Source organism: Pseudomonas sp. W2I6 (genome assembly GCF_030815935.1).
Lineage (GTDB): Bacteria > Pseudomonadota > Gammaproteobacteria > Pseudomonadales > Pseudomonadaceae > Aquipseudomonas.
The window spans coordinates 77,700-103,950 of the sequence record NZ_JAUSXJ010000001.1 but is presented as its reverse complement, the minus strand read 5'-3'; the positions used below and the strand labels follow the sequence as shown (position 1 = coordinate 103,950).

General features: G+C 60.2%; 28 protein-coding genes and 1 tRNA gene. 21 read left to right on the top strand and 8 right to left on the bottom strand.

Annotated features, from left to right (window positions below):
* Nucleotides 1-20: 20 nt before the first annotated feature.
* Nucleotides 21-1,046, bottom strand: coding sequence for a ferrochelatase (gene hemH, locus QF039_RS00515; RefSeq protein WP_307516537.1), 1,026 nt, complete (start codon nucleotides 1,044-1,046; stop codon nucleotides 21-23).
* A gap of 14 nt (nucleotides 1,047-1,060) precedes the next feature.
* A complete protein-coding gene (locus QF039_RS00510; protein WP_177036370.1) occupies nucleotides 1,061-1,960 on the bottom strand; it encodes a TIGR01777 family oxidoreductase in 900 nt (299 codons plus the stop codon).
* A gap of 209 nt (nucleotides 1,961-2,169) precedes the next feature.
* On the opposite strand from QF039_RS00510, the gene QF039_RS00505 reads away from it, so the two are divergent.
* From QF039_RS00505 to QF039_RS00450, 12 genes are all read left to right on the top strand, one after another.
* A complete protein-coding gene (locus QF039_RS00505; RefSeq protein WP_003208434.1) occupies nucleotides 2,170-3,156 on the top strand; it encodes an NAD(P)/FAD-dependent oxidoreductase in 987 nt (328 codons plus the stop codon).
* Nucleotides 3,153-3,368 carry a TIGR02450 family Trp-rich protein gene (locus QF039_RS00500; RefSeq protein WP_003208432.1) on the top strand — a complete coding sequence of 72 codons (216 nt, stop codon included), beginning with the start codon at nucleotides 3,153-3,155 and terminating at the stop codon, nucleotides 3,366-3,368. Before QF039_RS00505 ends, QF039_RS00500 begins: the two co-directional genes overlap by 4 nt.
* A gap of 112 nt (nucleotides 3,369-3,480) precedes the next feature.
* Nucleotides 3,481-4,452: a DUF523 and DUF1722 domain-containing protein gene (locus tag QF039_RS00495; protein WP_307516533.1), complete on the top strand. Its 972-nt coding sequence runs from the start codon at nucleotides 3,481-3,483 to the stop codon at nucleotides 4,450-4,452.
* A gap of 3 nt (nucleotides 4,453-4,455) precedes the next feature.
* Complete coding sequence (locus QF039_RS00490; protein ID WP_134325749.1) at nucleotides 4,456-5,385, top strand: MerR family transcriptional regulator; 930 nt, start codon at nucleotides 4,456-4,458, stop codon at nucleotides 5,383-5,385.
* On the top strand, nucleotides 5,386-6,831 hold the full coding sequence (gene phrB, locus QF039_RS00485) for a deoxyribodipyrimidine photo-lyase (protein WP_307516530.1): 1,446 nt from the start codon (nucleotides 5,386-5,388) through the stop codon (nucleotides 6,829-6,831).
* A complete protein-coding gene (locus QF039_RS00480; protein WP_003208426.1) occupies nucleotides 6,824-7,246 on the top strand; it encodes a nuclear transport factor 2 family protein in 423 nt (140 codons plus the stop codon). The genes phrB and QF039_RS00480 overlap by 8 nt, the downstream gene beginning before the upstream one ends.
* A complete protein-coding gene (locus tag QF039_RS00475; protein ID WP_008432280.1) occupies nucleotides 7,243-8,025 on the top strand; it encodes an SDR family oxidoreductase in 783 nt (260 codons plus the stop codon). The genes QF039_RS00480 and QF039_RS00475 overlap by 4 nt, the downstream gene beginning before the upstream one ends.
* Complete coding sequence (locus tag QF039_RS00470; protein WP_307516528.1) at nucleotides 8,022-9,269, top strand: NAD(P)/FAD-dependent oxidoreductase; 1,248 nt, start codon at nucleotides 8,022-8,024, stop codon at nucleotides 9,267-9,269. Before QF039_RS00475 ends, QF039_RS00470 begins: the two co-directional genes overlap by 4 nt.
* Nucleotides 9,266-10,072, top strand: a complete 807-nt coding sequence (locus QF039_RS00465) for a DUF1365 domain-containing protein (protein ID WP_087693766.1) — start codon at nucleotides 9,266-9,268, stop codon at nucleotides 10,070-10,072. Before QF039_RS00470 ends, QF039_RS00465 begins: the two co-directional genes overlap by 4 nt.
* Nucleotides 10,059-11,330, top strand: coding sequence for a cyclopropane-fatty-acyl-phospholipid synthase family protein (locus QF039_RS00460; protein WP_017475993.1), 1,272 nt, complete (start codon nucleotides 10,059-10,061; stop codon nucleotides 11,328-11,330). Before QF039_RS00465 ends, QF039_RS00460 begins: the two co-directional genes overlap by 14 nt.
* A complete protein-coding gene (locus QF039_RS00455) occupies nucleotides 11,323-11,814 on the top strand; it encodes a DUF2878 domain-containing protein (RefSeq protein ID WP_003208418.1) in 492 nt (163 codons plus the stop codon). The genes QF039_RS00460 and QF039_RS00455 overlap by 8 nt, the downstream gene beginning before the upstream one ends.
* A gap of 54 nt (nucleotides 11,815-11,868) precedes the next feature.
* A complete protein-coding gene (locus QF039_RS00450; protein ID WP_003208416.1) occupies nucleotides 11,869-12,174 on the top strand; it encodes a YkgJ family cysteine cluster protein in 306 nt (101 codons plus the stop codon).
* A gap of 137 nt (nucleotides 12,175-12,311) precedes the next feature.
* Here the strand turns inward: QF039_RS00450 and QF039_RS00445 are convergent, their stop codons facing one another.
* The 6 genes from QF039_RS00445 to hemA all read right to left on the bottom strand — a co-directional run bounded on the left by QF039_RS00445 (nucleotide 12,312) and on the right by hemA (nucleotide 17,678).
* Complete coding sequence (locus tag QF039_RS00445; RefSeq protein ID WP_003208415.1) at nucleotides 12,312-12,830, bottom strand: acyloxyacyl hydrolase; 519 nt, start codon at nucleotides 12,828-12,830, stop codon at nucleotides 12,312-12,314.
* Nucleotides 12,831-12,942: 112 nt separating this feature from the next.
* The gene (murI, locus tag QF039_RS00440; RefSeq protein WP_307516525.1) at nucleotides 12,943-13,737 is read right to left on the bottom strand and encodes a glutamate racemase; all 795 of its coding nucleotides are present in this window, start codon (nucleotides 13,735-13,737) and stop codon (nucleotides 12,943-12,945) included.
* Nucleotides 13,730-14,485: a molybdopterin-synthase adenylyltransferase MoeB gene (locus QF039_RS00435; RefSeq protein ID WP_307516524.1), complete on the bottom strand. Its 756-nt coding sequence runs from the start codon at nucleotides 14,483-14,485 to the stop codon at nucleotides 13,730-13,732. Before QF039_RS00435 ends, murI begins: the two co-directional genes overlap by 8 nt.
* Nucleotides 14,482-15,309: a peptide chain release factor N(5)-glutamine methyltransferase gene (gene prmC, locus QF039_RS00430; protein ID WP_003208408.1), complete on the bottom strand. Its 828-nt coding sequence runs from the start codon at nucleotides 15,307-15,309 to the stop codon at nucleotides 14,482-14,484. The genes QF039_RS00435 and prmC overlap by 4 nt, the downstream gene beginning before the upstream one ends.
* Nucleotides 15,310-16,392, bottom strand: coding sequence for a peptide chain release factor 1 (prfA, locus tag QF039_RS00425; protein WP_003208405.1), 1,083 nt, complete (start codon nucleotides 16,390-16,392; stop codon nucleotides 15,310-15,312).
* Complete coding sequence (gene hemA, locus QF039_RS00420) at nucleotides 16,389-17,678, bottom strand: glutamyl-tRNA reductase (RefSeq protein ID WP_008432265.1); 1,290 nt, start codon at nucleotides 17,676-17,678, stop codon at nucleotides 16,389-16,391. Before hemA ends, prfA begins: the two co-directional genes overlap by 4 nt.
* A gap of 274 nt (nucleotides 17,679-17,952) precedes the next feature.
* On the opposite strand from hemA, the gene QF039_RS00415 reads away from it, so the two are divergent.
* The 9 genes from QF039_RS00415 (at nucleotide 17,953) to QF039_RS00375 (ending at nucleotide 26,199) form a co-directional block, all read left to right on the top strand.
* A complete protein-coding gene (locus tag QF039_RS00415) occupies nucleotides 17,953-19,677 on the top strand; it encodes a tetratricopeptide repeat protein (protein ID WP_307516520.1) in 1,725 nt (574 codons plus the stop codon).
* A gap of 4 nt (nucleotides 19,678-19,681) precedes the next feature.
* Nucleotides 19,682-20,299: a lipoprotein insertase outer membrane protein LolB gene (gene lolB, locus QF039_RS00410; RefSeq protein WP_307516519.1), complete on the top strand. Its 618-nt coding sequence runs from the start codon at nucleotides 19,682-19,684 to the stop codon at nucleotides 20,297-20,299.
* Nucleotide 20,300: 1 nt separating this feature from the next.
* Nucleotides 20,301-21,152 (top strand): 4-(cytidine 5'-diphospho)-2-C-methyl-D-erythritol kinase, encoded by an 852-nt coding sequence (gene ispE / locus QF039_RS00405; RefSeq protein ID WP_003208395.1) that lies wholly within the window; start codon nucleotides 20,301-20,303, stop codon nucleotides 21,150-21,152.
* Between the two features lie 36 nt (nucleotides 21,153-21,188).
* Nucleotides 21,189-21,263, top strand: a tRNA-Gln gene (locus QF039_RS00400).
* Between the two features lie 45 nt (nucleotides 21,264-21,308).
* Nucleotides 21,309-22,250 carry a ribose-phosphate pyrophosphokinase gene (locus QF039_RS00395; protein WP_003208392.1) on the top strand — a complete coding sequence of 314 codons (942 nt, stop codon included), beginning with the start codon at nucleotides 21,309-21,311 and terminating at the stop codon, nucleotides 22,248-22,250.
* Between the two features lie 138 nt (nucleotides 22,251-22,388).
* Nucleotides 22,389-22,988: a 50S ribosomal protein L25/general stress protein Ctc gene (locus QF039_RS00390; protein ID WP_003208391.1), complete on the top strand. Its 600-nt coding sequence runs from the start codon at nucleotides 22,389-22,391 to the stop codon at nucleotides 22,986-22,988.
* A gap of 165 nt (nucleotides 22,989-23,153) precedes the next feature.
* The gene (gene pth / locus QF039_RS00385; protein ID WP_003208389.1) at nucleotides 23,154-23,738 is read left to right on the top strand and encodes an aminoacyl-tRNA hydrolase; all 585 of its coding nucleotides are present in this window, start codon (nucleotides 23,154-23,156) and stop codon (nucleotides 23,736-23,738) included.
* A gap of 23 nt (nucleotides 23,739-23,761) precedes the next feature.
* The gene (gene ychF / locus QF039_RS00380) at nucleotides 23,762-24,862 is read left to right on the top strand and encodes a redox-regulated ATPase YchF (protein WP_003208384.1); all 1,101 of its coding nucleotides are present in this window, start codon (nucleotides 23,762-23,764) and stop codon (nucleotides 24,860-24,862) included.
* Nucleotides 24,863-25,266: 404 nt separating this feature from the next.
* On the top strand, nucleotides 25,267-26,199 hold the full coding sequence (locus tag QF039_RS00375; protein ID WP_177009586.1) for a sigma 54-interacting transcriptional regulator: 933 nt from the start codon (nucleotides 25,267-25,269) through the stop codon (nucleotides 26,197-26,199).
* Nucleotides 26,200-26,251: the final 52 nt, after the last annotated feature.

The window sequence follows — 26,251 nt, the reverse complement described above, 5'->3', positions numbered from 1 at the left end:
CTATCGTTTCGACAATCGGATTACAGCGCGACCGGCGCTCTTTCACACAGGGTATTGAGCGCCGCCGCCCACTGCGGGTCATCATTCAGGCACGGCACCAACACCAACTCTTCGCCCCCCGCTTCGCGGAATTGCTCCAGGCCGCGATCACCAATTTCCTCCAGTGTCTCGATGCAGTCCGCAACAAACGCCGGGCACATCACCAGCAGCTTCTTCACGCCCTGTTGAGCCAACGCTTCAAGGCGTGCCTCGGTGTACGGTTCGATCCACTTGGCCCGGCCCAGCCGCGACTGGAACGCCATCGACCATTTGCCATCCGGCAACCCCAGGCGCTCGGCAAAATCCCGCGCAACGCTGAAACACTGCGCGCGATAGCACGTGGCAAGCACCTCGGGAGAGGCGTTCTGGCAGCAGTTGGCGTCCTTGAAGCAGTGTTGCCCAGTAGGGTCGAGCTTTTTCAGGTGGCGCTCGGGCAACCCATGAAAGCTCAGCAGGAGGTGATCGAAATCCTCTTCCACATAGGCTCTGGCGCTGTTGGCCAAGGCGTCCAGGTACTCCGGTTCATCGTAGAACGGCTGCAGAATCGAAAACTCGATCGCCAACTTTTTGTGCCGCACCACGCGCCGGGCCTCTTCGATTACCGTGGTCACGGTGCTGTCGGCAAACTGCGGGTACAACGGCGCCAGGGTCACTTTCTTGATGCCTTGGGACGCCAGCCGGGTCAGTACGCTTTCAATCGACGGCTCGCCATAGCGCATGGCCAACTCCACCGGCCCCTGGGTCCACTGTGCAGTCATCTGTTGTTGCAAGCGACGGCTAAGAACTACCAGCGGCGAGCCTTCGTCCCACCAGATCGAGGCGTAGGCATGGGCCGATTGCTCCGGGCGCTTGATCAGGATCAGCGACACCAGCAAACGCCGAACCGGCCATGGCAGGTCAATGACGTAAGGGTCCATCAGGAACTGATTGAGGTAGCTGCGCACATCCGCCACCGAAGTGGACGCCGGTGAACCCAGGTTGACCAGTAACAACGCGTGATCCGTCATGCAACATCCTATCTCTAGAGGCGGCTGGACAAGTCGTCCAGGGCCGCATGCAACTCAGTGAACTGGAAAGTGAAACCGGCCGCCAACAGCCGCTGCGGCAAAGCCCGCTGGCCACCCAGCAACAAACCGGACAACTCGCCCAGGCCGATGCGCAAGGCAAACGCCGGCATGGGCATGAACGCCGGGCGGTGCAGCACCTTGCCCAGGGTCTTGGCGAACTCCAGGTTGCGTACCGGGTGTGGCGCGCAGGCATTATAAGGACCGCTGGCATCGGTCTTGTGCAGAAGAAAATCAATCAGGGCGATTTGATCCTTTATATGGACCCATGGCATCCACTGCCGACCATTGCCGATAGGCCCGCCCAGCGCCAGTTTGAACGGCAGCAACAGCCGCGACAAAAAGCCGCCCTCCGCCGCCAGCACCAGCCCGGTACGCACCAGCACCACGCGGATGCCCAATGCCTCGGCACGCTGGGCGGTTTCTTCCCAGGCAATGGATAACTGGCTGCCGAAATCGTCCTGCACCGGGCCGCTGTCTTCGGTCAGCTCGCGCTCACCGCCGTCGCCGTACCAGCCCACCGCGGAACCGGAGATCAACACCGCCGGTTTGTGCTCAAGGTCCTCAAGCCAGGCCAGCAGGGTTTCGGTGAGGCCGATACGGCTGCTCCACAACAGCGCCTTGCGTTTATGCGTCCAGGGCCGGTCGGCAATCGGCGCGCCGGCCAGGTTGACCACCGCGTCCACCGCCTCGTTTATGTCCTGCAGGCGGGCGACGCCACGCACCTGGGCGCCGCACAATTTAGCCACTTGTTCGGGATGGCGGCTCCAGACCGTGAGGCGATGGCCCTGGGCAAGCCAGTATTGGCAAAGTTGACGGCCGATCAAACCGGTACCGCCGGTCAGCAAAATGTGCATGAGTTGTTCCTCGTGTAACGTTCGCCGACCACCGTTAGTCTATTTTATAAACAGGGATGTTTTAATCGGGCGCAACGCTGGTTAAACCTTCAGGTTTAACCATAGGTCACGCCAAACGATCAGGTACGCCAAAACTTATACCAAAAAACAATATTGTACAGCTATTGGTGTCGGCGTAGTCTGTACCCAACGGTAAAACGAGGCCTCCCATGACTGTTCCCATCGCGATCATTGGCACCGGCATCGCCGGTCTCTCCGCCGCCCGAGCGTTGAAAGACGCGGGGCACGTTGTACAACTCTTCGATAAAAGCCGCGGCAGTGGCGGTCGCATGTCCAGCAAGCGCAGCGATGCGGGCTCGCTGGACATGGGCGCACAGTACTTCACCGCCCGCGACCGGCGCTTCGTCAATGAGGTGCAACGCTGGCAGGCCAATGGTTGCGCCGAGCAATGGAAGCCACAGCTGTACAACTTCAAGTCCGGCCAACTGACGCCCTCCCCCGATGAACAGATCCGCTGGGTCGGCACGCCGCGCATGAGCGCGATCACCCGCGCCCTGCTCGATGACTTGCCGGTGCAGTTCGGTTGCCGCATCACCGAAGTGTTCCAGGGCAAACATCACTGGAACCTGCTGGACGCCGACGGCGAAAGCCACGGCCCGTTCAGCCACGTGATCATCGCCACCCCGGCGCCCCAGGCCACTGCCTTGCTGGCCGCTGCGCCCAAGCTGGCGAGTGTCGCCGCCGGGGTCAAGATGGACCCGACCTGGGCCATTGCCCTGGCCTTCGACAAGCCGCTGGATACGCCCATGGAAGGCTGCTTCGTCCAGGACAGCCCGCTGGACTGGCTGGCGCGCAACCGCAGCAAACCGGGGCGCGACACCACCCTCGACACCTGGGTTTTGCACGCCACCAGCACCTGGAGCAAGCAACACCTGGACCTGTCCAAGGAAGCCGTGATCGAACACCTGCACGGCGCCTTCGCCGAACTGCTGCACAGCGCCATGCCGGCGCCATCCTTCACCCTCGCCCACCGCTGGCTGTACGCGCGGCCGTCCACCAGCCATGAATTTGGCGTGCTGGCCGACGCCGACCTGGGCCTGTATGTATGTGGCGACTGGTGCCTGTCAGGCCGCGTGGAAGGTGCGTGGCTCAGCGGCCAGGAGGCGGCGCGGCGGTTGATCGAGCACCTGCGATGAACCGCATCAATCCCGCCAAGTTGCTGCTGTCGAAGTGGACTGCAGCCCGCCCGCAGCACAAGGAAAAACATTTTCTGGTGACCAAACTGCTGCGTGATGACGAAGGCGATGTGCAGGAAATCGAGCTGGAAGCCGTGATGAGCCATCGCGTGCAGCGCCTGGCCTGGCAAACCCTGCAAAACGCCGAAGACTGGAAAATCGGCTGGAAATAGCCATTCCGCAAATACCTGTACAAATTATTTGACTTGTACAGCTTCAAACCTATGATGAGTTTAAGTTGTACAGAAATTTAACTCTGTACAGGAATTTCATCGAGGTTTGGCCATGTCCAGCACCCTGCCCGCCACCGGCAAACCGAAAATCGCCATCAGCGCCTGCCTGTTGGGCGAGAACGTGCGCTTCAACGGCGGGCATAAACAATCCCAGCTGTGTAGCCAGACCCTGGCCGATTATTTCGACTTCGTGCCGCTGTGCCCTGAAGTCGCCATTGGCCTGGGCATCCCCCGCGAGCCGATTCGCCTGGTGGGCGACCCGCTCAATCCCCAGGCCGTTGGCACCGTAAACCGCGAACTTAACGTGACCCAGCCGCTGGACGATTACGGCCAGCAAATGGCTGCTGAACACACCGACCTCTGCGGTTACATCTTCATGCAGAAATCCCCGTCCTGCGGCCTGGAACGGGTCAAGGTCTATCAGGACAACGGCATGCCCATCGACGGCGGCGGGCGCGGCATCTACGCCCAGGCGTTTTGTGCACGCCACCCCAACCTGCCGGTGGAAGAAGACGGTCGGCTGAATGACCCGGTGCTGCGGGAAAACTTCCTGACCCGGGTGTTCGTCTACGCCACCTGGCAGCAACTGCTCACCGAAGGCCTGACCCGTCATCGCCTGCTGGAATTTCACTCGCGCTACAAATACCTGCTGATGGCCCACAGCCCGGTGCATTACAAAAGCCTCGGCAACCTGCTGGGCAGCATGCCCAGGGACGTCGACCTGGGCGCCTTGGCCGCCGGCTACTTCAGCGAACTGATGAGCGCCCTGACCCAGTGCGCCACACGCGGCACCCACACCAACGTGCTGCAACACATCAGCGGCTACCTCAAGCAAGCCATCAGCGCCGAAGACAAACAGGAAATGCAGACCATCATCAGCCAATACCGCCAGGGCATCGTGCCGCTGGTGGTACCGCTGACGCTGCTCAAGCACCACTTTCGCCAGCATCCGGACCGCTATATCGCGCAGCAGGCCTACCTGCAACCGCACCCGGAAAACCTCAGCCTGCGTAATGCGATTTAACCTATGACTTTTCCCCTGCAAGAACCTGGCGAAGACATCGCCGAGGCCATCGAACAAGGCTGGCTGCCGATCCGCGAAGTGGCGCGCCAGACCGGCGTCAACGCCGTGACCTTGCGCGCCTGGGAGCGGCGCTACGGGCTGATCGTGCCCCAGCGCACGCCCAAGGGGCACCGCCTGTTCAGTGCCGAGCACGTGCAACGCATCCATACCATCCTGACCTGGCTCAACCGCGGTGTGCCGGTCAGCCAGGTCAAGAGCCTGATCGACACCGCGCAAGCCACCAGCGAACCGCCGGTGGAAAACGAATGGCACAACCGCCGCCAGCACCTGGTGCAGGCCATCAGCGAACTGGCCGAGCGCCGGGTGGATGATGCCTTCAACCAGGCCATGGCGCTGTACCCGCCGCGCACCTTGTGCGAGCAACTGTTATTGCCGTTGCTCAAGGAGCTCGAACTGCGCTGGCAAGGCCAGTTCGGCGCGCAGATGGAACGGGTATTTTTCTATTCCTGGCTGCGCAGCAAATTCGGTGCGCGGATGTATCACAACAACCGCCAGCTCAACGGCGCCCCCCTGCTGCTGATCAACCATTCCGACCTGCCGCTGGAGCCGCACCTGTGGCTCACCGCCTGGCTCGCCAGCAGCGCCGATTGCCCGGTGGAAGTTTTCGACTGGCCATTGCCGGTGGGCGAACTGGCCCTGGCCGTCGAGCATCTGCAACCCCGTGCGGTACTGCTGTATTCGAGCAAGGCACTCCATACCTCGGTGCTGGGCAAACTGTTGAGCGGCTTCAGTTGCCCAAAACTGATAACCGGACCAACGGTATGCATCCACCAGGCGGAGCTGTCCGTATTAACCGAAGAGATTCCTGAATTGCTCCTGGCCGAAGACCCGTTGTCGGCCCATCAGGTACTGATCCAGCGTGGACTTATTTAAATGCACTTGATCTGGCTGCGCACCGACCTGCGCCTACATGACAACACCGCCCTCGCCGCCGCCGCACAGCGTGGCCCGACAGCGGCCGTCTACCTGATCAGCCCCGGGCAATGGCTGGCCCACGATGACGCGCCGTGCAAGGTCGATTTCTGGCTGCGCAACCTGCAGCGCTTGAGCTCGGCGCTGGGCGAGTTGAACATTCCGTTATTGATCCGCCATGCCGACACTTGGGATCAAGCACCTGAAGTTTTGGCAGGCCTGTGCCAGGAACTGTCGGTGGAGTCGGTGCACGTCAATGACGAATACGGCATCCACGAAGAGCGCCGCGACGCCGCCGTGGCCAAGGCCCTCGAAGCTCAAGGCATCACATTCCACACCTATCTGGACCAGTTGTTTTTCCAGCCCGGCAGCGTGCTGACCAAGACCGGCACCTACTTCCAGGTGTTCAGCCAGTTCCGCAAGGTCTGCTACAGCCGCCTGCATGGCGCCTTGCCGCGTTTGGTCGCCACTCCCAAGGCGCAGGCACCGCTCAAACTCAAAAGCGACGAGGTTCCGGATCACGTCGAGGGCTTCGCTACCCCGAGCGAAGCCTTGCGCGCCCTGTGGCCTGCCGGCGAAGCCGAAGCCCGGCGCCGTCTCGACCAGTTCGCCGACGCACAAATCAGCTACTACAAGGACGAACGCGACTTCCCGGCCAAGCCCGGTACCAGCCAGCTTTCGGCCTACCTTGCAGCGGGCGTGGTTTCACCGCGCCAGTGCCTGCATGCCGCGCTGCAAAGCAACCAGGGTGAATTCGAAAGCGGCGACATCGGCACGATTACCTGGATCAACGAGCTGCTGTGGCGCGAGTTCTACAAACATATTCTGGTGGGCTACCCACGGGTCTCGCGCCACCGCGCATTCCGTCCAGAGACCGAAGCCGTGGCCTGGCGCAACAGCCCGGAAGACTTGAAAGCGTGGCAGGAAGCACGCACCGGCCTGCCGATCATCGACGCCGCCATGCGCCAGCTGCTGGAAACCGGCTGGATGCACAATCGCCTGCGCATGGTGGTGGCGATGTTCCTGACCAAAAACCTGCTGATCGACTGGCGCGAAGGCGAGCGCTTTTTCATGCGTCACCTGATCGACGGCGACCTGGCAGCCAACAACGGTGGCTGGCAGTGGAGCTCGTCCACCGGCACCGACTCGGCCCCGTACTTCCGGATTTTCAGCCCCTTGAGCCAATCGGAAAAATTCGACGGCGAAGGTGTGTTTATCAAGCACTGGCTGCCGCAACTGGCGGCGCTGAACAAAAAGGAAGTGCACAACCCCGACGCCGTGGGCGGCCTGTTTGGTGTGGCCGACTATCCTCGTCCTATCGTCGATTTGAAAAAATCCCGCGAGCGCGCCCTCGCCGCTTTCCGCAGCCTGCCTTCACGCCAGGCGGTCGGAGGTGCTTATGAGTGATTTCCTGCGCCGCTTCGCCCAGGTGTTCGCCAGTGTGGACAAGCACAACCTGCACCTGCTCGACGGCCTGTACAGCCAGGACATCAGTTTCACCGACCCACTGCACGAGGTGCACGGGCTACCGGCGTTGCACCGCTACTTCGCCGAGCTGTACGACAACGTCACTCAGTTGCGCTTTGACTTCCATGGCTTTGATCAAGTAGCGGAAGGCGAAGGCTATCTGCGCTGGAAAATGAGCTTCTGCCACCCGCGCCTGGCCAAGGGCGAAGTGATTCGTGTGGAAGGCTGCTCGCACCTGCTGTGGCGCGACAAGGTGTATCGCCACCGGGATTATTTTGACGCTGGACAGTTGCTGTATGAACACGTGCCGGTCCTTGGCGGTGTGGTCAGCTGGCTGAAAAGGAGAATGGGATGAGCCTTAACCTTCCACGTCGTTACTGGTTGACCGGTGCCAGCAGTGGCATCGGGGCCGAACTGGCGAAGACGCTGCTCGAAAGCGGTGCCCATGTGGCCCTCAGTTCCCGCTCCAAGGCGCCCCTGGAACAGCTTGCCCAGCAATACCCCGGGCAAGTGCTGGTGGTGGCCGGCGACCTGACCAACAGCCAGACCGTGCGCGAGATCGGTGAGCACATCGCGGTGGCCTGGGGTTCGCTGGATACGGTGATCCTGAATGCCGGCACCTGCGAATACGTGGATGCCAGGCAATTCGACGCCTCGATCATCGAGCACGTGGTGCGCACCAACCTGCTGGCCAGCAGTTACTGCATCGAGGCCGCGCTGCCGCTGTTGCGCGCCGGTCATACACCGCACCTGGTCGGTGTGGCCAGTGCGGTGACCTACCTGCCGATGCCCAGGGCGGAAGCCTATGGTGCGTCGAAGGCCGGCCTGCGTTACCTGTTCGAGTCCCTGCGTATCGACCTGTCGCCTGAAGGGATCGACGTCACCGTGGTCAGCCCGGGGTTTGTCGACACGCCGCTGACCGCCCGCAATGATTTCCCGATGCCCCTGAGCTGGCCGGCAGACAAGGCCGCGCGACATATCTTCGCCAAGCTGCAAAACCGTCCATTGGAAATTGCCTTCCCTGCCCTGTTTATTGCCGCCTTGTGGCCACTGTCGAAACTGCCGAACCGCGTCCAGTTGATCATTGGCAAACGCATGCTGCGCAGCCCGCCGCCGAGAAAGGACGACCTGTGAAGATCGCCATTATCGGCAGCGGCATTGCCGGGCTGACCAGCGCCTACCTGCTCAGTCGCCGCCACGACATCACCCTGTTCGAAGCGGGCGACCGCATCGGCGGCCACACCCATACGGTGAATGTCACGGTGGAAGGCAAAAGCCATGCGGTGGACACCGGCTTTATCGTGTTCAACGACTGGACCTATCCCAACTTCATCAAGCTGCTGGGGCAAATTGGCGTGACGTACAAACCCACCGAGATGAGCTTTTCGGTGTGCGACCCGAACGCCGGGCTCGAGTACAACGGCAACAACCTCAACAGCCTGTTTGCCCAGCGCCGGAATATTCTGTCGCCGGGGTTCTGGGGCATGTTGCGCGATATCCTGCGCTTCAACCGCCAGGCGCCCCTGGACCTGCAAGAGCAACGCATCAGCGCCGAGATGACCCTGGGCGAGTACCTGCAAGCGGGCGGCTACGGCCAGCGATTTATCCAGCACTACATCGTGCCGATGGGCGCGGCGATCTGGTCGATGTCCCTGGCTGACATGCTCGGGTTTCCCCTGCAATTCTTCGTGCGGTTCTTCAAGAACCATGGCTTGTTGTCGGTGAGCAACCGGCCGCAGTGGTGCGTGATCGAAGGCGGTTCCAGCCGCTATATCGAACCGCTGACCCAGTCCTTCCGCGAAAATATCCGCCTCAATTGCCCGGTCACCCGGGTTGAGCGTTCAGCCATCGGCGCAGTTATCCACAGCGCCGCCGGCAGCGAGGCATTCGACAAGGTGGTGTTCGCCTGCCACAGCGACCAGGCCCTGGCCTTGCTGGGGGATGCGAGCCTGGCCGAGCAACAGGTCCTCGGTGCCCTGCCCTACGCCGACAATGACGTCGTCCTGCACACCGATACCCGTCTGCTGCCCGAGCGCAAACTGGCTTGGGCCAGCTGGAATTACCGGCTGGATGGCCGCGCGCAAAAACAGGCGGCGGTGACCTACGACATGAACATCCTGCAAGGCATCGACAGCACCACCACCTTTTGCGTGAGCCTCAATCAAACGGCGCTGATCAACCCGCTCAAAGTCCTCGCCCGCTACACCTACGCCCACCCGCAATACAGCCTGGCCGCCGTGGCCGCCCAAGCGCGCTGGGAAGAACTGCACGGCGCGCAGCACACCTATTATTGCGGCGCCTACTGGGCCAACGGTTTCCACGAAGACGGCGTGGTCAGCGCATTGCGCGTGGCCAAGGCGTTCGGGGAAATCCTGTGAACAGCGCCCTGTACAGCGGCTGGATCGCCCATCGGCGGTTTACGCCAAAGGGCCATGCCTTTCGGTACCGGATCGGCCTGCTGTACCTGGACCTCAGCGAACAGGACGAAGTGTTCGGCTTGTCGCCATTGGCGGGTGAGCGCTGGGCGCCGTTCGCGTTTCGCCAGCAGGATTACCTGCGTGAATTGACCCGTCACGGCATGAGTTTGACCGATGCCGTGCGCCAAGAAGTCGGCAAGGCCCTGGGGCGCATCCCCTCGGGCGTTATCTGCCTGCTGACCCAGGCCCGCAGTTGGGGCCTGGCCTTTAACCCGGTGAGTTTCTTCTACTGCTTCGAGGCCGACGGAACGCTGGCCGCGATCCTTTGTGAAGTGACCAACACCCCGTGGCGCGAGCGCTATCACTACGTGCTGCCGGCCCAGGCGCTGCCTGCCGGTGAGCATCAGCACTTCGCCGTGGCCAAGGCGTTTCATGTCTCGCCGTTCTTGCCCCGGGACCTGGAATACCGCATGAGCTTCAGCCCGCCCGCCGCCAGGCTCGGCGTGCATATGGCCGACTGGCAGGGCGAACTGAAAGTCTTCGACGCCACCTTGAGCCTGCAACGCGAAGCCCTGAACCGCGCCAGCCTGCACCGCTACCTGTGGCGCTTCCCGTGGATGACCGCCAAGACCTGCCTGGCCATTTATTGGCAGGCCTTGCGCCTCTTGCTTAAACGCACGCCGATTTTTTCCCATCACGCCGCCGAAGGCGCTTCTCGCACCGCAGTCGGGTACACCAAGGATCGCCGCCATGAAATCCCCTAGCTTATCGGTCAAATCCAACCGCTTGAACGTCAACGGCATGACCGCCGCGCTGCTGCGCAAAGCCGTGCTGCGCCAGCTCGGCCAACTGCGCCACGGCCAGTTGGTGGTGATCGAGGACGGCGAACGGCAAGTCTTCGGCGCACGGGAAGCGCACCTGCTGGGGGAGATCCAGATCCTCGATTCAGCCGTGTGGGGGCTGGTGGCGGCCAACGGCTCCATCGGCGCCGGCGAGGCATTTATCCATGGTTACTGGAGCAGCCCGGACCTGACCGCCGTGGTACGGGTGATGGTCAGCAACCTCGACGTGCTGGATGCGCTGGAAGGTGGGCTGGCGAAACTCGCGCGGCCCTTCACCCAGGGCCTGCACTGGCTCAACCGCAACACGCGCAAGGGCTCGCAGAAAAACATTGCCGCCCACTACGACCTGGGCAACGACCTGTTCGAGGAATTCCTCGACCCGACCATGATGTATTCGGCCGCGCAGTTTCTCACCGCTGACGACACCCTGGAACAGGCGCAGTTGAACAAGCTGGAACGCATCTGCCAGAAGCTCGCGCTGAAACCATCCGACCACCTGCTGGAAATCGGCACCGGCTGGGGCAGCATGGCGATTTATGCCGCGCAGCAGTACGGCTGCAAGGTCACCACCACGACCCTGTCCAAAGAGCAGTTTGCCTACACTGAAAAACGCATCGAGGCCCTGGGTTTGCAGAATCAGGTGACGTTGCTGCTGGAGGACTACCGCGACCTGACCGGGCAGTACGACAAGCTGGTGTCGATCGAGATGATCGAAGCCGTGGGCCACCGCTTCCTGCCGACCTATTTCAAACAGTGCGCGCAGTTGCTCAAGAGCAACGGCCTGATGTTGCTGCAAGCCATCACCATTCGCGAGCAGCGCTACGAACAAGCCAAGAGCAGCGTGGATTTTATCCAGCGCTATATCTTCCCCGGCGGCGCCTTGCCGTGTGTACAGAAGATGCTGGAGATCGTCAGCCGCGACACGGACATGAACCTGCTGCACATGGAAGACTTCGGCCTGCACTACGCGCGAACCCTGCGCCTGTGGCATGAGAACTTTCGCCGCGCCCACAGCCGCCTGACGGAAATGGGCTACGACGAATACTTCCTGCGGCTGTGGGAATTTTACCTGTGCTACTGCGAAGGCGGCTTCATGGAGCGCACCATCGGCACCGCGCAGATGCTGCTGGCCAAGCCGGCGGCGCTGACCCAGCCACTGCTCGGGCGCTTTGATGCTTAAACCACTGGCAAATGCCGTGCTGTTCCAGTGCGGCTGGTTTGCCTGTGTGCTGGGCGGCGACAGTCTGTGGCTGTTGGTGGGGTTGGCGGTGCTGGTAATCCACCTGCTGTGGATAAGTTCGTGGTCAGCGGAAGGCCAGGTGATTGTTGCCGTCACCTTGTTGGGCACCGTGATCGACACCGTGCTACGTGCATTCGGCGTGTTTCATTTCAGCCTGCCCGGGCTGTTGGCGCCATTGTGGCTGATCCTGTTGTGGGCATTGCTGGCGACCACACTGCGCCATTGCCTGGCCTGGAGCGCGCAGCCCTGGTGGCGTGCGAGTTTGTTGGGGGCGGTGGGCGGGCCGTTGTCCTATTACGCGGGCAGCCAACTGGCGGGGGTGAGTTTCGGCTATGGCACCGTGCCGACCGTCATCGGCCTGGCGTTACTCTGGGGGATGATTTTTCCGTTGTTGCATTGGGTTGCCAGGCAGTTGGCACATTGACGTCCGTCAGGCCTTTCACACACCTATGAGCCGCTTGCCTTACACTGCGCGCCTATGACCAACATCCCCCATACCCAAATCGCCGAACCTGCCGTCACCTGCTCCACCTGCGCCGCATGCTGCTGCCAGCTGGAAGTCATGCTGATCACTGATACCGGCGTGCCCGATCGCTTTATCGATACCGACGATTGGGGCGGCGAAGTCATGCTGCGCCTGGATGACGGCTGGTGCGCGGCGCTGGACCGCGACACGATGATGTGCACGATTTACGAGAAGCGGCCGCTGATCTGCCGGGAATTCGAGATGGGCGCGCCGGAGTGCATCGATGAGCGCCAGGGGATTGCGACGGTGTATCGCTGATTTCGGAACCAATGAGTAGCAAATGTGGGAGCGGGCTTGCTCGCGAAAGCGGTGTGTCAGTCAACTGATTCGTGGCTGATATACCGCTTTCGCGAGCAAGCCCGCTCCCACAATGGTTTTGCAGTGTGCTTAAAAAACTACAACGGCAGCGTGTAGTGCAGCGAATAACTCTCTACACCATCGTTATTGCTGCTGATCCCGGCATTGGAGTAATGGGTGGCCCGAATCCCCACTTCACTGCCACCGACAAAGCGCAAGCCAAAGCCCAGCCGGTCTTCAAACTGGAAAGCCTGGCCGATATTGTTGTCTTCTACCCGCGTGCGGGAGAACACGGCCACACCCACGCCGGCCTCGATGTACGGCTTCACCCTCTCCCCGGCAAACTCATACACAAACACGGGTGAGAACGACAGGCTGCTGACGCTGGCCCGCTTGTCACCGTCCCAATAGGTGTAGGCGCCGCTCCAGTACCCGGTCACGCGCCCCGTATCGGTCTGCCACCAGCTTTTATCCCAGTCCGAGGTCAGCCCCAACCGATAGGTCATGGTCGAATCGCTCGTACTTCCCACCCCAAGTTCCAGGCCTGCCGCCTGTGCGGAAAAAGAGTGCCCCAACATTGCGGCCGCAATCGCAGCCAAACAGAACAAGCGCTTCATAGAGAAACATCCCTTCCGAACGAAGTTGTATGATTTTGTACCGGCTAACTTGCTATAGAAGCTGCCGTATAGCCAGAAGTTCAGCGGATAAAGGCGTTATTTCACGTTTTTTTCACACGCCAAAACTACTCACAACTCCGGGAGATTTCCATAGGGTCGGTAGGATATTTCTTAGATGCTGCGGATCGCCGCTGGTCCAGAACTGTACAGGCGGCGGATTGCCAGTGGCCAGCAATTCGCGATCACTCAAAAGACGCTGCAATTGACGCGCTACTGCCGCCCCGGTGTCGATCAAAATGATCGTCGGCGGGAGCATCTCGGCGAGCAGGGGCTTGAGGAACGGGTAGTGGGTGCAGCCGAGGATGATGGTGTCGCAACCGGCCGCAATCAGCGGCTCCACGTAGCCTTGCAACAGCAGGCGCAGGGCCGGGCTGTCCAGGTCGCCGGTTTCGATCAGCTCCACCAGGCCCGGGCAGGGTTGGGTGATCACCCGCACATCGGTGGCGAAGCGGTCGAGCAAGGCGGCGAACTTGGCGCTTTGCAGGGTGCCGGTGGTCGCCAGCACGCCGACGACGCCACTGCGGGTCGCGGCGGCCGCGGGTTTGACTGCCGGTTCCATGCCCACCAATGGCCAGTCGGGATAGTCCTGACGCAAATCGGCAACCGCCGCAACGGTCGCCGTGTTGCAGGCAATCACAAACGCTTTGGCGCCCTTCTCACGGAAGAACGCCGCCACCTGTCGCGAACGATCGAGGATGAACGCCGGGGTTTTCTCGCCGTAGGGGATATTCCCGCCATCCGCCACGTACAGCAGCGACTCATGGGACAGCAGACGCTGGATTTCGTCCAGCACCGACAGGCCGCCGACACCGGAGTCGAACACACCAATCGGCGCATCCTTAACCATGTTGGCTACCGCAGACGCTGCAACCGGGATCGCGCTTGACCCGCAACTCGCGAAAACGCGTGGTCAGGGCGTCGATCAACAACAGCCGCCCCACCAACGGCTCGCCGAAACCGGCCAGCAATTTCAAGGATTCCAGGGCTTGCAGGCTGCCGACCAGACCCACCAGCGGGCCGATGACACCGGCTTCGCTGCAGGTCAGTTCGGCGTCGCTGCCGTGCCCGTATAAACAGTGGTAGCAGGGGCTTTCGGCGCGACGAGGGTCGAACACCGACAGCTGGCCTTCGAGGCGAATCGCCGCACCGCTCACCAAAGGCTTGCCGGCAGCGACACACGCAGCGTTGACCGCTTCGCGGGTGGAGAAGTTGTCGCTGCAATCCAGTACCACATCGACCACCGCCACGGCGGCCGCGAGGGAATCCTCATCCAGCGCGCTGCGATGGGCAACCAGCAGTATTTGAGGATTGATCGCGCTCAGGCGGCGAATCGCCGAGTCGACCTTGCTCAGGCCGACGCTGTCAGTGTCGTGAATGATCTGGCGTTGCAGGTTGGTCAGGTCGACAGTGTCGAAATCCGCCAAATGCAGCTCACCCACACCCGCCGCCGCCAGGTACAGCGCCACCGGCGAACCGAGGCCACCCAGGCCGACGATCAGCGCGCGGCTGTTTTTCAGGCGCAACTGGCCTTCGATGTCGACATGCTGCAACAGAATCTGCCGGCTATAGCGCAACAGCTCCTGGTCGTTCATCACGGGCGGCGTCCCAACGTGATGCGTTCGTGGCCGCCCAGGTCGATGCGGCTGTGGACTTCTTCAAAGCCTTCCCCCAGCAGCAGGTCGCGCACGGCGGGCGCCTGGTCGTAACCGTGCTCCAGCAGCAACCAACCCGCGGCGTCGAGGTGCGCAGGCGCCTGGGCGATGATCAGCCGCAGGTCGTCCAGGCCGTCATGCCCGGATACCAGCGCGCTGGCCGGTTCAAAGCGCACGTCACCGGCCACCAGGTGCGGGTCGGTGTCGGCTATATAAGGTGGGTTGCTGATGATCAGATTGTAAGTGTGGCCTTCGAGGGCACTGAACCAATGGCTGTTCAGCACCGTGGCGTTGTTCAGGTGCAGGCGCTGGCGGTTGCGTTCGGCCAGGGCCACAGCTTCCAGCACGCGGTCGACCGCCGTGACTTGCCAGGCCGGGCGTTCGCTGGCCAGGGCCAGGGCAATCGCGCCGCTGCCGGTGCCCAGGTCCAGGACCTTGGCCGGTGTGGCAGGCAGCAATTCCAGGGCGGCTTCCACCAGCATCTCGGTTTCCGGACGCGGGATCAGCGTGTGCGGTGCCACTTCCAGGTCGAGCTTCCAGAAGCCTTGCTGGCCGAGGATGTAGGCCACGGGCTCGCCGGCACGACGGCGTTGCAGGTAGTCGGCAAAGGTCAGCGCGTGTTCACTGCTGACGATTTTTTCCGGCCAGGTGTGCAGGTAGCTGCGGGACTTGCCCAAGGCGGCGGCCAGCAACAATTCCACGTCCAGGCGCGCAGTCGGCGAGTCCGGCAGGTCGGCGGCGCGTAACAAACTGGCAATAATGGTCATTTATTCACCTATCGCCGCAAGCTGGTCGGCCTGGTATTCGGCCAACAACGGCTCGATTACCGCATCGACGCCACCGGCGAGAATTTCGTCCAGGGAGTACAGCGTCAGGTTGACGCGGTGGTCGGTGACCCGGCCCTGGGCAAAGTTGTAGGTACGAATGCGCTCGGAACGGTCGCCCGAGCCCACCAGCAACTTACGCTCGCTGGCAATCGCATTGGCGGCGGCGCTGGTCTGCTGGTCATTCAGCTTGGCCGACAGCCAGGACATGGCCCGCGCACGGTTCTTGTGCTGGGAACGTTCTTCCTGGCACTCCACCACGATGCCCGAAGGCAAGTGAGTGATACGGATCGCCGAGTCGGTCTTGTTGACGTGCTGGCCACCGGCGCCCGATGAGCGGTAGGTGTCGACCCGCAGGTCTGCCGGGTTGATCTCGATGGCTTCCTGCTCGTCGGGCTCGGGCAACACGGCCACGGTGCACGCCGAGGTGTGGATACGGCCCTGGGATTCCGTGGCTGGCACCCGCTGCACGCGGTGCACGCCGGATTCGAACTTCAGTTTGCCGTAGACATTCTCGCCCTCAACCCGGGCGATGACTTCTTTATAGCCGCCGTGTTCGCCTTCGTTCTCGGACAGGATCTCCACACGCCAGCCGCGACGCTCGGCATAGCGCGAATACATGCGGAACAGGTCGCCGGAGAAAATCGCCGCTTCGTCACCGCCGGTGCCGGCGCGGATTTCAAGGAATACGTTGCGCCCGTCGTTCGGATCCTTGGGCAACAGCATGCGTTGCAGGTCGCCTTCCAGTTCGATCAGCTTGTCCTTGGCCTCTCGCACTTCTTCAACGGCCATTTCGCGCATGTCCGGGTCGCTGTCCTTGAGCAGCGCCTGGGCGCCTTCGAGGTCAGCCTGAACCTTGAGCAACTGTTTATAGGTGCCCACGATCGGTTCAACTTCCGCGTATTCCTTGGAATAGGTGCGGAACTTGGTCTGATCGGAGATGACCTCGCCATCGCCGAGCAAGGCGGTCAGTTCTTCGAAACGGTCCTGAAGGACGTCCAGTTTATTGAGCAGTGACGCTTTCATTGCGGTTTTTTATCCGAAGAGCTTTCTGTCGCGCCCTCACCGAGGGCAAAGAGTTCCTGGGCCATGGCCAGCGCATCGAGGCGGCCTTCGGCGGTAAGCTTTTTCAACTGGACACTGGGAGCGTGCAGCAATTTGTTGGTCAGGCCGCGCGCCAGTTGCATCAGCACGTCTTCGGCGCTGCTGCCGTTGGCGAGCATACGCTGGGCCTTGATCAATTCCTCGTCCCGCAGGCGTTCGCCTTGCTGACGGTAGGCCTTGAGCACGTCCACTGCCGCCAGTTCACGCAGGCGCACCATGAAATCGTCGGCACCGGTGCTGACCATTTCCTCGGCAGCCTGGGCAGCGCCCTGGCGACTCTTGAGGTTTTCGGCGACCACTTCGTGCAGGTCGTCGACGCTATAGAGGTAAACGTCGTCCAACTCGCCGACTTCAGGCTCGATATCCCGGGGAACGGCGATATCCACCATGAAGATCGGCTTGTGCTTGCGCAGTTTCAGGGCGCTTTCCACCGCGCCCTTGCCGAGGATCGGCAACTGGCTGGCAGTAGAGCTGATGACGATGTCGCTGCGCACCAGCTCGGCCGGGATGTCGGAAAGCAACACCGCGTGGGCACCGAACTGCTCGGCCAGGATGCTGGCGCGTTCCAGGGTACGGTTGGCGACGACGATGCGCTTTACGCCCAGCTCGTGCAGGTGGCGGGCGACCAGGGTGATGGTCTCGCCGGCGCCGATCAGCAGGGCCTGGCTGCGCTGCAAGTCACTGAAAATCTGTTTGGCCAGGCTGACGGCGGCAAACGCCACGGACACCGGGTTTTCACCGATGGCGGTGTCGGTGCGCACCTGCTTGGCGGAGTTGAAGGTGGCCTGGAACAGGCGCCCCAGCAGCGGGCCGATGGTGCCGGCCTCGCGGGCCACGGCGTAGGCGGACTTCATCTGGCCGAGAATCTGCGGTTCGCCCAACACCAGCGAATCCAGCCCGGAGGCGACGCGCATCATGTGACGAACTGCCGCATCCTCTTCGTGCACATATGAGCTTTGGCGCAGCTCATCGAGGCTCAAATGGTGGTAATCGGCCAGCCAGCGCAGCACCACATCCGCTGAAAGATGTTCCTGCTCTATATAGAGCTCGCTGCGATTACAGGTCGAAAGGATCGCAGCTTCGCGACTGTCGGTGAGCCGGCAGAGCTGCTGCAAGGCCTCAACCAACTGCTCGGGAGTAAAAGCCACGCGCTCGCGGACGTCTACAGAAGCAGTCTTGTGGTTAATACCGAGTGCAAGGAAGGCCATTCAATATCGCTGATGATGTCGGGAAGCCGGCAATTGTCCTACTTCGAATGATTCAGAACAACCACCGTAGGCTATTGTCCTAGTAGCTTACGCCTATAAAGGCCATCTGTAGGAGCGAGCTTGCTCGCGATGGTCGTTAACGATAACGCTGGCTTACGGGATAAAACGCGTTGTCCTCTGGTTCTTCGCGAGCAAGCTCGCTCCTACACGGTTATGTTTGGCCGAAGGCTTGTGTCATGATGATCCGACCGCAGGTTAGTCGTCCTCTTCCTATATGAATAGATCTTCCGCGTTGCTCCTTGCTTTTGTCTTTCTCAGCGGCTGCCAGGCCATGGCACCCGTGTCGCCGGACGGTACGCCGCCGGTAGAAGACAGCACCCCCGCCCCTGAAAGGCCCAAGGTTTATTCCTCGTTCAGTGAAGAGACGATCTTCAGCCTGCTGAGCGCGGAGCTGGCCGGCCAGCGCAATCGTTTCGACATTGCCCTGGATAACTACGTGACCCAGGCCATCAATACTCAGGATCCGGGGATTTCGGAGCGGGCGTTTCGCATCGCCGAGTACCTGGGCGCCGATCAGGCGGCCCTAGACTCCTCGCTGATCTGGGCGAAAAACGCCCCGGACGATCTCGAGGCACAACGGGCAGCGGCCATTCAACTGGCCCGCGCCGGGCGCTATGACGACTCCATGGTGTATATGGAGAAGGTCCTGCAGGGCAAGGGCGACACGCATTTTGACTTCCTCGCGCTGTCAGCCGCCGACACCGATCAGGACACCCGCAACGGCCTGATGAAGAGTTTCGACCGCCTGCTGCAAAAACACCCGAACAACAGCCAGCTGATTTTCGGCAAGGCGCTGTTGTTGCAACAGGATGATGAGCCCGAGGCTGCGCTGAAGCTGCTGGAGCAACACCCGCCGGAAGAGGGCGAGATTGCGCCGATCCTGCTGCGCGCCCGCCTGCTGCAAAACCTCAACCGCGGCAAGGAAGCGATTCCGCTGCTGGAAAAAAGCATCAAGAAGTACCCGGGCGACAAACGCCTGCTGCTGACCTATGCCCGCATGCTGGTTGAACAGGACCGCATGGAAGACGCCAAGGTGCAGTTCGCCAACCTCGTGCAGCAATACCCGGACGATGACGAATTGCGCTACTCCCTGGCGCTGGTGTGCCTGGAAGCCAAGGCCTGGGATGAGGCCAAGGGTTACCTGGAAGACCTGATCGCCCGCGAGAGCCACGTGGATTCGGCGCACCTGAACCTGGGCCGCATCGCTGAAGAGCGTAACGACCCGCAGGCTGCATTGCTTGAATACGCTCAGGTCGGCGCCGGCAATGACTACCTGCCGGCGCAACTGCGCCAGGCCGATATCCTGATGAACAACGGCCGCACCGACGAGGCGGAAAAACGCCTGGCTGCCGCACGGGATGCCGAACCGGACTACGCGATCCAGCTGTACCTGATCCAGGCCGAGACCCTGTCGGCCAACAAGCAGGGCGATCGCGCCTGGAAAATTCTCCAGCAAGCCTTGCTGCAATATCCGGACGACTTGAACCTGCTGTACACCCGCGCCATGCAGGCGGAAAAACGCAATGACCTGGCGCAGATGGAAAAAGACCTGCGCCTGATCATCAAGCGCGACCCGGACAATGCCATGGCACTGAACGCCCTGGGTTACACCTTGTCCGACCGTACAACGCGTTACGCCGAAGCCAAGGAGCTGATTGAAAAAGCTCACCAGCTCAACCCGGAAGACCCGGCCGTACTCGACAGCCTCGGCTGGGTGAATTACCGCCTGGGCAACCTGGACGAAGCCGAACGCTTGTTGCGCCAGGCGCTGGAGCGCTTCCCCGACCAGGAAGTCGCCGCACACCTGGGCGAAGTGCTCTGGGCCAATGGCAAGCAGCGTGAAGCGCGACAAATCTGGGAGAAGTTCCTCAAGGAACAGCCCGAAAGCCCAATCCTGCGCAGCACCATCAAGCGCCTGACCGGATCCGAGACCCTTTAACTTTATGTTTTTGCGCCACGTTATCGTTTTCAGCTTTATTGCCCTGCTTGCCGGCTGTTCCGGTCTTAGCACCCGTGAATCTGTCGAAGGCCCGGGCAACCCGGCGCAGTGGCAGCAGCACAAGGATCAACTGAGCAGCCTTGATGGCTGGCAGATCGAGGGCAAGGTGGGCATTCGCGCCCCGAAAGATTCGGGCAGCGGCACCTTGTTCTGGCTGCAACGCCAGGACTATTACGACATTCGCCTGTCTGGCCCGCTGGGCCGCGGTGCCGCACGCCTGACCGGCCGGCCGGGGCAAGTCAGCCTGGAAGTGGCCAATCAGGGCCGCTATGAAGCGCCAACGCCGGAAGCCCTGCTGGAAGAACAGATGGGCTGGAAACTCCCCGTATCGCACCTGGTGTGGTGGGTACGCGGTCTTCCTGCGCCAGACAGCAAGAGCCGCCTGAGCCTCAATGGCGACAGCCGCCTGGCTTCGCTGGAACAGGATGGCTGGCAGGTCGAATACCTGAGCTATGTGCAACAGAACGGTTACTGGCTGCCCGAGCGCATCAAGCTGCATGGCACCGACCTTGACGTCACGCTGGTGATCAAGGACTGGCAACCGCGCAAGCTGGGGCAGTGAGATGAACGAGCAACGCCTGACCCTGCCCTCCCCGGCCAAACTGAATTTGATGCTGCACATTCTTGGTCGCCGTGAAGACGGCTATCACGAGTTGCAGACGATTTTTCAATTTCTCGACTACGGCGATGAGCTGACCTTCGCCGTTCGCGATGACGGCGTGATCCAGTTGCACACCGAATTCGACGGCGTACCTCACGACAGCAACCTGATTGTGAAGGCCGCGAAAAAACTCCAGGAACAATCCGGTTGCCCATTGGGCATCGACATCTGGATCGAAAAAATCCTGCCCATGGGCGGCGGCATCGGTGGCGGCAGCTCAAATGCCGCAACGACATTGCTCGGCCTGAATCACTTGTGGCAACTGGGTTGGGACCACGATCGCCTGGCGGCGCTGGGCCTGACACTGGGCGCGGACGTCCCGGTTTTCGTGCGTGGGCACGCCGCTTTTGCCGAAGGCGTGGGGGAGAAACTCACCCCTGTAGACCCCGAAGAGCCGTGGTATGTCGTGCTTGTTCCGCAAGTATCTGTAAGTACAGCAGAAATTTTTTCAGATCCACTGTTGACACGTAACTCTCCTCCCATTAAAGTGCGCCCCGTTCCCAAGGGAAACAGTCGAAATGACTGCTTACCGGTTGTAGCAAGGCGTTATCCAGATGTACGTAACGCTTTGAATTTGTTAGGTAATTTTACCGAAGCAAAATTAACCGGAACTGGAAGTTGTGTGTTTGGGGGCTTCCCAAGCAAAGCTGAAGCTGATAAAGTCTCGGCCCTTCTTACAGAGACCCTTACAGGGTTTGTAGCAAAGGGAAGCAACGTTTCGATGTTGCATCGCAAGCTGCAAAGTCTGCTCTAAAGGAACCGAGTACTGGGTACTCGTTGCAACAGATACAGGGGCGTCGCCAAGCGGTAAGGCAGCAGGTTTTGATCCTGCCATGCGTTGGTTCGAATCCAGCCGCCCCTGCCATTTTCTATACTCATCCAGGTTACCCTCAGCCTCTAGGTACTGCGCGTGTCCAAGATGATGGTCTTTACGGGGAATGCTAACCCCGATCTGGCTCGGCGTGTTGTACGTCAGCTGCATATCCCTCTCGGTGACATCTCTGTCGGTAAATTCTCCGACGGCGAAATTACAGCCGAGATCAATGAAAACGTCCGCGGTAAAGATGTCTTCATTATTCAGCCGACTTGCGCTCCGACCAACGATAACCTGATGGAACTCGTCGTGATGGCTGATGCCTTCCGCCGCTCCTCAGCGACTCGAATCACAGCTGTAATCCCTTACTTTGGTTATGCCCGTCAGGATCGCCGTCCGCGTTCCGCACGTGTGGCTATCAGCGCGAAAGTCGTTGCTGACATGCTGACCGTGGTAGGTATCGACCGTGTTCTCACGGTTGACCTGCACGCTGACCAAATCCAGGGGTTCTTCGATATTCCGGTAGATAACATCTACGGCTCCCCCGTCCTGGTGGATGACATCGAAGACCAGCGCTTTGAAAACCTGATGATCGTGTCCCCGGACATTGGTGGCGTCGTGCGTGCACGGGCTGTTGCCAAATCCCTGGGCGTGGATCTCGGGATCATCGACAAACGCCGCGAGAAAGCCAATCACTCTGAAGTGATGCATATCATCGGTGATGTCGAAGGGCGTACCTGTATTCTGGTTGATGACATGGTCGACACCGCCGGCACCCTGTGCCACGCGGCGAAAGCCTTGAAAGAGCACGGTGCAGCAAAAGTCTTCGCCTACTGCACACACCCTGTGCTGTCGGGCCGAGCGATCGAGAACATCGAGAACTCAATGCTGGACGAACTGGTGGTGACTAACACCATCCCGTTGTCCGCTGCCGCTCAAGCCTGTTCGCGTATCCGTCAACTGGATATCGCACCGGTAGTTGCCGAAGCGGTTCGCCGCATCAGCAACGAAGAATCGATCAGCGCGATGTTCCGTTAAGGGTCAAACCTTAGCAGCATCAACCTGACGAAAAGCGCCCCGCCCCAGCATTCTGTTGGGGCGGGGCTTTTTTGCCCATATCGCCTTTAGCGCTGGTCGCAAACGCTAGGGCGAATGTGGTTATTTTGGAGATACAACATGAACGATTTTACTTTGAATGCTGAACTGCGTTCCGACCTGGGGAAAGGTGCGAGCCGCCGCCTGCGTCGTCTCGCAAGCCTGGTTCCAGCTGTAGTTTACGGTGGCGAAAAAGCCCCTGAATCCATCAGCATGCTGGCTAAAGAAATCGCCAAACTGCTCGAAAACGACGCGGCTTACAGCCACATCATCGAGCTGAACGTTGGCGGCACCAAGCAGAACGTCATCATCAAGGCACTGCAACGTCACCCAGCTAAAGGCCACGTGCTGCACGCTGACTTCGTACGCGTAGTAGCTGGTCAGAAACTGACCGCTATCGTGCCTGTGCACTTCGTTGGTGAAGAAGCTCCGGTCAAGAAAGGCGGCGAAGTTTCGCACGTTATCGCCGAGATCGAAGTGACCTGCCTGCCGAAAGACCTGCCTGAGTTCATCGAAGTCGACCTGTCGGCTCTGGAAATCGGCGCAATCGTTCACCTGTCCGACCTCAAGGCTCCTAAAGGCGTTGAGTTCGTTGCACTGGCTCACGGTGACGACAAAGCTGTTGCAAACGTACACGCTCCACGCGTTGCACCAGAAGCTGAAGAAGGCGCTGCAGAGTAATTCACTCTGTAATGCCGGAGCTTGAGGAAACATCGCGGACCGGAACGTAGCGAGAAAGCGGGCGAGAATGCGAAGTTGGCCTCTAACGGTTAATGAGTTTTTGTCGTCCACTTTCGCCGCACCAACGGCGATGTTATCCACAACTCCAAAGGAAGGGCCCCTGTCGTGACTGCCATTAAACTGATCGTTGGCCTGGGAAATCCAGGCGCCGAATACGAACAGACCCGGCATAACGCGGGGGCCCTTTTTGTTGAGCGTATCGCCCACGCCCAAGGCGTCAATCTTGTGGCCGATCGCAAATATTTTGGCCTGACCGGACGCTTTTCGCATCAGGGTCAGGATGTTCGTCTGTTGATTCCCACCACCTACATGAACCGCAGCGGCCAGGCTGTCGCGGCGCTTGCGGGCTTCTTCCGGATCAAACCCGAAGAAATCCTGGTGGCCCATGACGAACTAGACCTGCCACCCGGCGTTGCCAAGCTCAAGCAAGGCGGCGGCCATGGCGGGCATAATGGCCTGCGCGACATCATCGCGCAGTTGGGCAATCAGAATACGTTCTACCGCTTGCGGCTTGGCATTGGCCACCCGGGCGTTGCCAGTATGGTTTCAAATTTCGTCCTGGGTCGTGCGCCACGCGCCGAACAGGAAAAACTCGATGCCAGCATCGATTTTGCCCTCGGCGTGCTGCCGGATATCTTCGCCGGTGAATGGAACCGTGCGATGAAAAACCTGCACAGCCAGAAGGCCTGACTCTTTACCCGAGGGGAAACACCATGGGATTCAATTGCGGCATCGTCGGCCTACCTAACGTCGGCAAGTCCACCCTGTTCAACGCCCTGACCAAATCCGGTATTGCGGCGGAGAACTTCCCCTTCTGCACCATCGAACCGAACACCGGTATCGTGCCGATGCCCGATACACGCCTGGACGCCCTGGCGGCCATCGTGAATCCAAAGCGCATCCTGCCGACCACCATGGAGTTCGTCGACATCGCGGGCCTGGTAGCCGGCGCGTCGAAAGGTGAAGGCCTGGGCAACAAGTTCCTCGCCAACATCCGCGAGACCGATGCCATCGCCCACGTGGTCCGCTGCTTCGAAGACGAGAACGTGATTCACGTCTCCAACAGCGTCGACCCGAAACGCGACATCGAGATCATCGACCTGGAACTGATCTTCGCCGACCTCGACAGCTGCGAGAAGCAACTGCAAAAGGTCACGCGTAACGCCAAGGGCGGCGACAAGGACGCAGTGGTCCAGAAAGCCTTGCTGGAGCAACTGATTGCCCACTTCACTCTGGGCAAGCCGGCACGCAGCCTGATGAAGAACATGAGCACCGACGAAAAGGCGGTGATCAAGGGCTTCCACCTGCTGACCACCAAGCCGGTGATGTACATCGCCAACGTGGCTGAAGACGGTTTCGAGAACAACCCGCTGCTCGACGTGGTCCTGGCCATTGCCGAAGAAGAAGGCGCGATGGTTGTTCCGGTGTGCAACAAGATCGAAGCGGAAATCGCCGAGCTGGAAGACGGCGAAGAAAAAGACATGTTCCTCGAGGCCCTGGGCCTGGAAGAGCCTGGCCTGAACCGCGTGATCCGTGCCGGCTACGAAATGCTGCACCTGCAGACCTACTTCACCGCCGGTGTTGAAGAAGTACGCGCCTGGACCGTCAAGGTCGGTGCCACTGCCCCGCAAGCGGCTGGGGTGATCCACACCGACTTCGAAAAAGGCTTTATCCGCGCCGAAGTCATCGCCTACAACGACTTCATCCAGTTCAAGGGTGAAGCCGGTGCCAAGGAAGCCGGTAAATGGCGCCTGGAAGGCAAGGAATACATCGTCAAGGATGGCGACGTGATGCACTTCCGCTTCAACGTATAAGCTTTACCTGCGGCCTATGCCGCAAAACAAAAAGCCGATGCACTGCATCGGCTTTTTTGTGGGCGATGTTTGCAACTTTCTACAAAGATCGACTTTGAAATATCCCCTGACATCTTAATACGGCAACCCTATAAAACAACCACAGCCCTCAATACGTAAAAATACGCCATTCCTCCCTGACACCCCCCCGAGTTTAAGATTATTCCGACCCATTATCAGGCAATCACGAGCGAGCGCCCACTTGATAATATTTAACTTAAGATTTTTTGGTTTTTCACACATCACAAACGTCTATTTCGCACTCTCCGACAGAATGACAAATCAGCTAAATTCCGTTCTACTTATCCATATCAGCAGGGAAGCCCCTCAGTAAAACAATGAGACACAATAGGAGCAACAGCGATATGTCGGCCTCCTATCAAAGCACGTTTGAAACGGATGATCCATTTACTGAATGCCCAACCATTGAAGCCACTATCAACAATACTGCGGCTTTAAACATCGACATACTTTTGCTGGGGGAAACCGGCACCGGTAAAGATACCCTGGCCCAACGCATCCACCGCTTATCGGGCCGGCGAGGCAACTTCGTCGCCGTCAACTGTGCTGCAATTCCCGAAAGCCTGGCGGAAAGCCAACTGTTCGGGGTCAACAGCGGCGCCTACACCGGTGCGATGCAATCACGGGCAGGCTTTGTCGAAGCCGCACACTTGGGTACCTTGTACCTCGACGAAATAGACAGCATGCCCCTCACCCTGCAAGCCAAACTGCTGCGGGTACTGGAGTCCCGGGGCGTTGAGCGATTGGGTTCTACCCGCTTTATCCCGGTGGACATGCGCGTTATCGCGTCCGCCCAGCATTCGCTGCACGAAATGGTCGAGCAAGGGTTATTCAGGCGCGACCTGTATTTTCGCCTGAACGTAATCAGCATCAGCCTCCCTCCCCTGCGCGAACGTCGCGAGCAGATTATCCCCTTGTTCCTGAACATCGTCCGCCAGGAAGCCGAGTACTTTAAATACCCGATACCCCTGGCATCCAGCTCGCTGCTGCAACAATTGCTATGCCATTCCTGGCCGGGCAACGTCCGCGAACTGCGCTCGACAGCCAAGCGCTTTGTGTTGGATCTTCCGCCGCTTTCAGAGTCGATGAGGGACCATCAGGACATAGAGATGAACCTCAAGGCGCGGCTACAGCAAATCGAGAAATCGCTGATTGAAGAGTCGCTGCGCCGTCACGGCGGCAACGTGGATGTAGTAGCCGGGGAATTGGGGGTTGCCAAGCGCACGCTGTACTACAGGATGAAACAACTGGATATATCACTCGGCGGAACAGGTTAAACCCAGGACCAGCAGTTTTTTCTGGAACTGAAATCTTCATTTAACCACTCAA

What these genes read in the sequence shown, in the direction of transcription:
- QF039_RS00375 (WP_177009586.1), top strand. Translation starts at nt 25,267, where the DNA reads ATGTCGGCCTCCTATCAAAGCACGTTTGAAACGGATGATCCATTTACT.
- ispE (WP_003208395.1), top strand. Translation starts at nt 20,301, where the DNA reads ATGAACGAGCAACGCCTGACCCTGCCCTCCCCGGCCAAACTGAATTTG.
- prmC (WP_003208408.1), bottom strand. Translation starts at nt 15,309, where the DNA reads ATGACCATTATTGCCAGTTTGTTACGCGCCGCCGACCTGCCGGACTCG.
- murI (WP_307516525.1), bottom strand. Translation starts at nt 13,737, where the DNA reads ATGGTTAAGGATGCGCCGATTGGTGTGTTCGACTCCGGTGTCGGCGGC.
- QF039_RS00490 (WP_134325749.1), top strand. Translation starts at nt 4,456, where the DNA reads ATGACTTTTCCCCTGCAAGAACCTGGCGAAGACATCGCCGAGGCCATC.
- QF039_RS00450 (WP_003208416.1), top strand. Translation starts at nt 11,869, where the DNA reads ATGACCAACATCCCCCATACCCAAATCGCCGAACCTGCCGTCACCTGC.
- prfA (WP_003208405.1), bottom strand. Translation starts at nt 16,392, where the DNA reads ATGAAAGCGTCACTGCTCAATAAACTGGACGTCCTTCAGGACCGTTTC.
- QF039_RS00505 (WP_003208434.1), top strand. Translation starts at nt 2,170, where the DNA reads ATGACTGTTCCCATCGCGATCATTGGCACCGGCATCGCCGGTCTCTCC.
- hemA (WP_008432265.1), bottom strand. Translation starts at nt 17,678, where the DNA reads ATGGCCTTCCTTGCACTCGGTATTAACCACAAGACTGCTTCTGTAGAC.
- QF039_RS00495 (WP_307516533.1), top strand. Translation starts at nt 3,481, where the DNA reads ATGTCCAGCACCCTGCCCGCCACCGGCAAACCGAAAATCGCCATCAGC.
- lolB (WP_307516519.1), top strand. Translation starts at nt 19,682, where the DNA reads ATGTTTTTGCGCCACGTTATCGTTTTCAGCTTTATTGCCCTGCTTGCC.
- QF039_RS00460 (WP_017475993.1), top strand. Translation starts at nt 10,059, where the DNA reads ATGAAATCCCCTAGCTTATCGGTCAAATCCAACCGCTTGAACGTCAAC.
- QF039_RS00480 (WP_003208426.1), top strand. Translation starts at nt 6,824, where the DNA reads ATGAGTGATTTCCTGCGCCGCTTCGCCCAGGTGTTCGCCAGTGTGGAC.
- QF039_RS00455 (WP_003208418.1), top strand. Translation starts at nt 11,323, where the DNA reads ATGCTTAAACCACTGGCAAATGCCGTGCTGTTCCAGTGCGGCTGGTTT.
- QF039_RS00390 (WP_003208391.1), top strand. Translation starts at nt 22,389, where the DNA reads ATGAACGATTTTACTTTGAATGCTGAACTGCGTTCCGACCTGGGGAAA.
- hemH (WP_307516537.1), bottom strand. Translation starts at nt 1,046, where the DNA reads ATGACGGATCACGCGTTGTTACTGGTCAACCTGGGTTCACCGGCGTCC.
- phrB (WP_307516530.1), top strand. Translation starts at nt 5,386, where the DNA reads ATGCACTTGATCTGGCTGCGCACCGACCTGCGCCTACATGACAACACC.
- ychF (WP_003208384.1), top strand. Translation starts at nt 23,762, where the DNA reads ATGGGATTCAATTGCGGCATCGTCGGCCTACCTAACGTCGGCAAGTCC.
- QF039_RS00500 (WP_003208432.1), top strand. Translation starts at nt 3,153, where the DNA reads ATGAACCGCATCAATCCCGCCAAGTTGCTGCTGTCGAAGTGGACTGCA.
- QF039_RS00415 (WP_307516520.1), top strand. Translation starts at nt 17,953, where the DNA reads ATGAATAGATCTTCCGCGTTGCTCCTTGCTTTTGTCTTTCTCAGCGGC.
- QF039_RS00475 (WP_008432280.1), top strand. Translation starts at nt 7,243, where the DNA reads ATGAGCCTTAACCTTCCACGTCGTTACTGGTTGACCGGTGCCAGCAGT.
- QF039_RS00445 (WP_003208415.1), bottom strand. Translation starts at nt 12,830, where the DNA reads ATGAAGCGCTTGTTCTGTTTGGCTGCGATTGCGGCCGCAATGTTGGGG.
- QF039_RS00510 (WP_177036370.1), bottom strand. Translation starts at nt 1,960, where the DNA reads ATGCACATTTTGCTGACCGGCGGTACCGGTTTGATCGGCCGTCAACTT.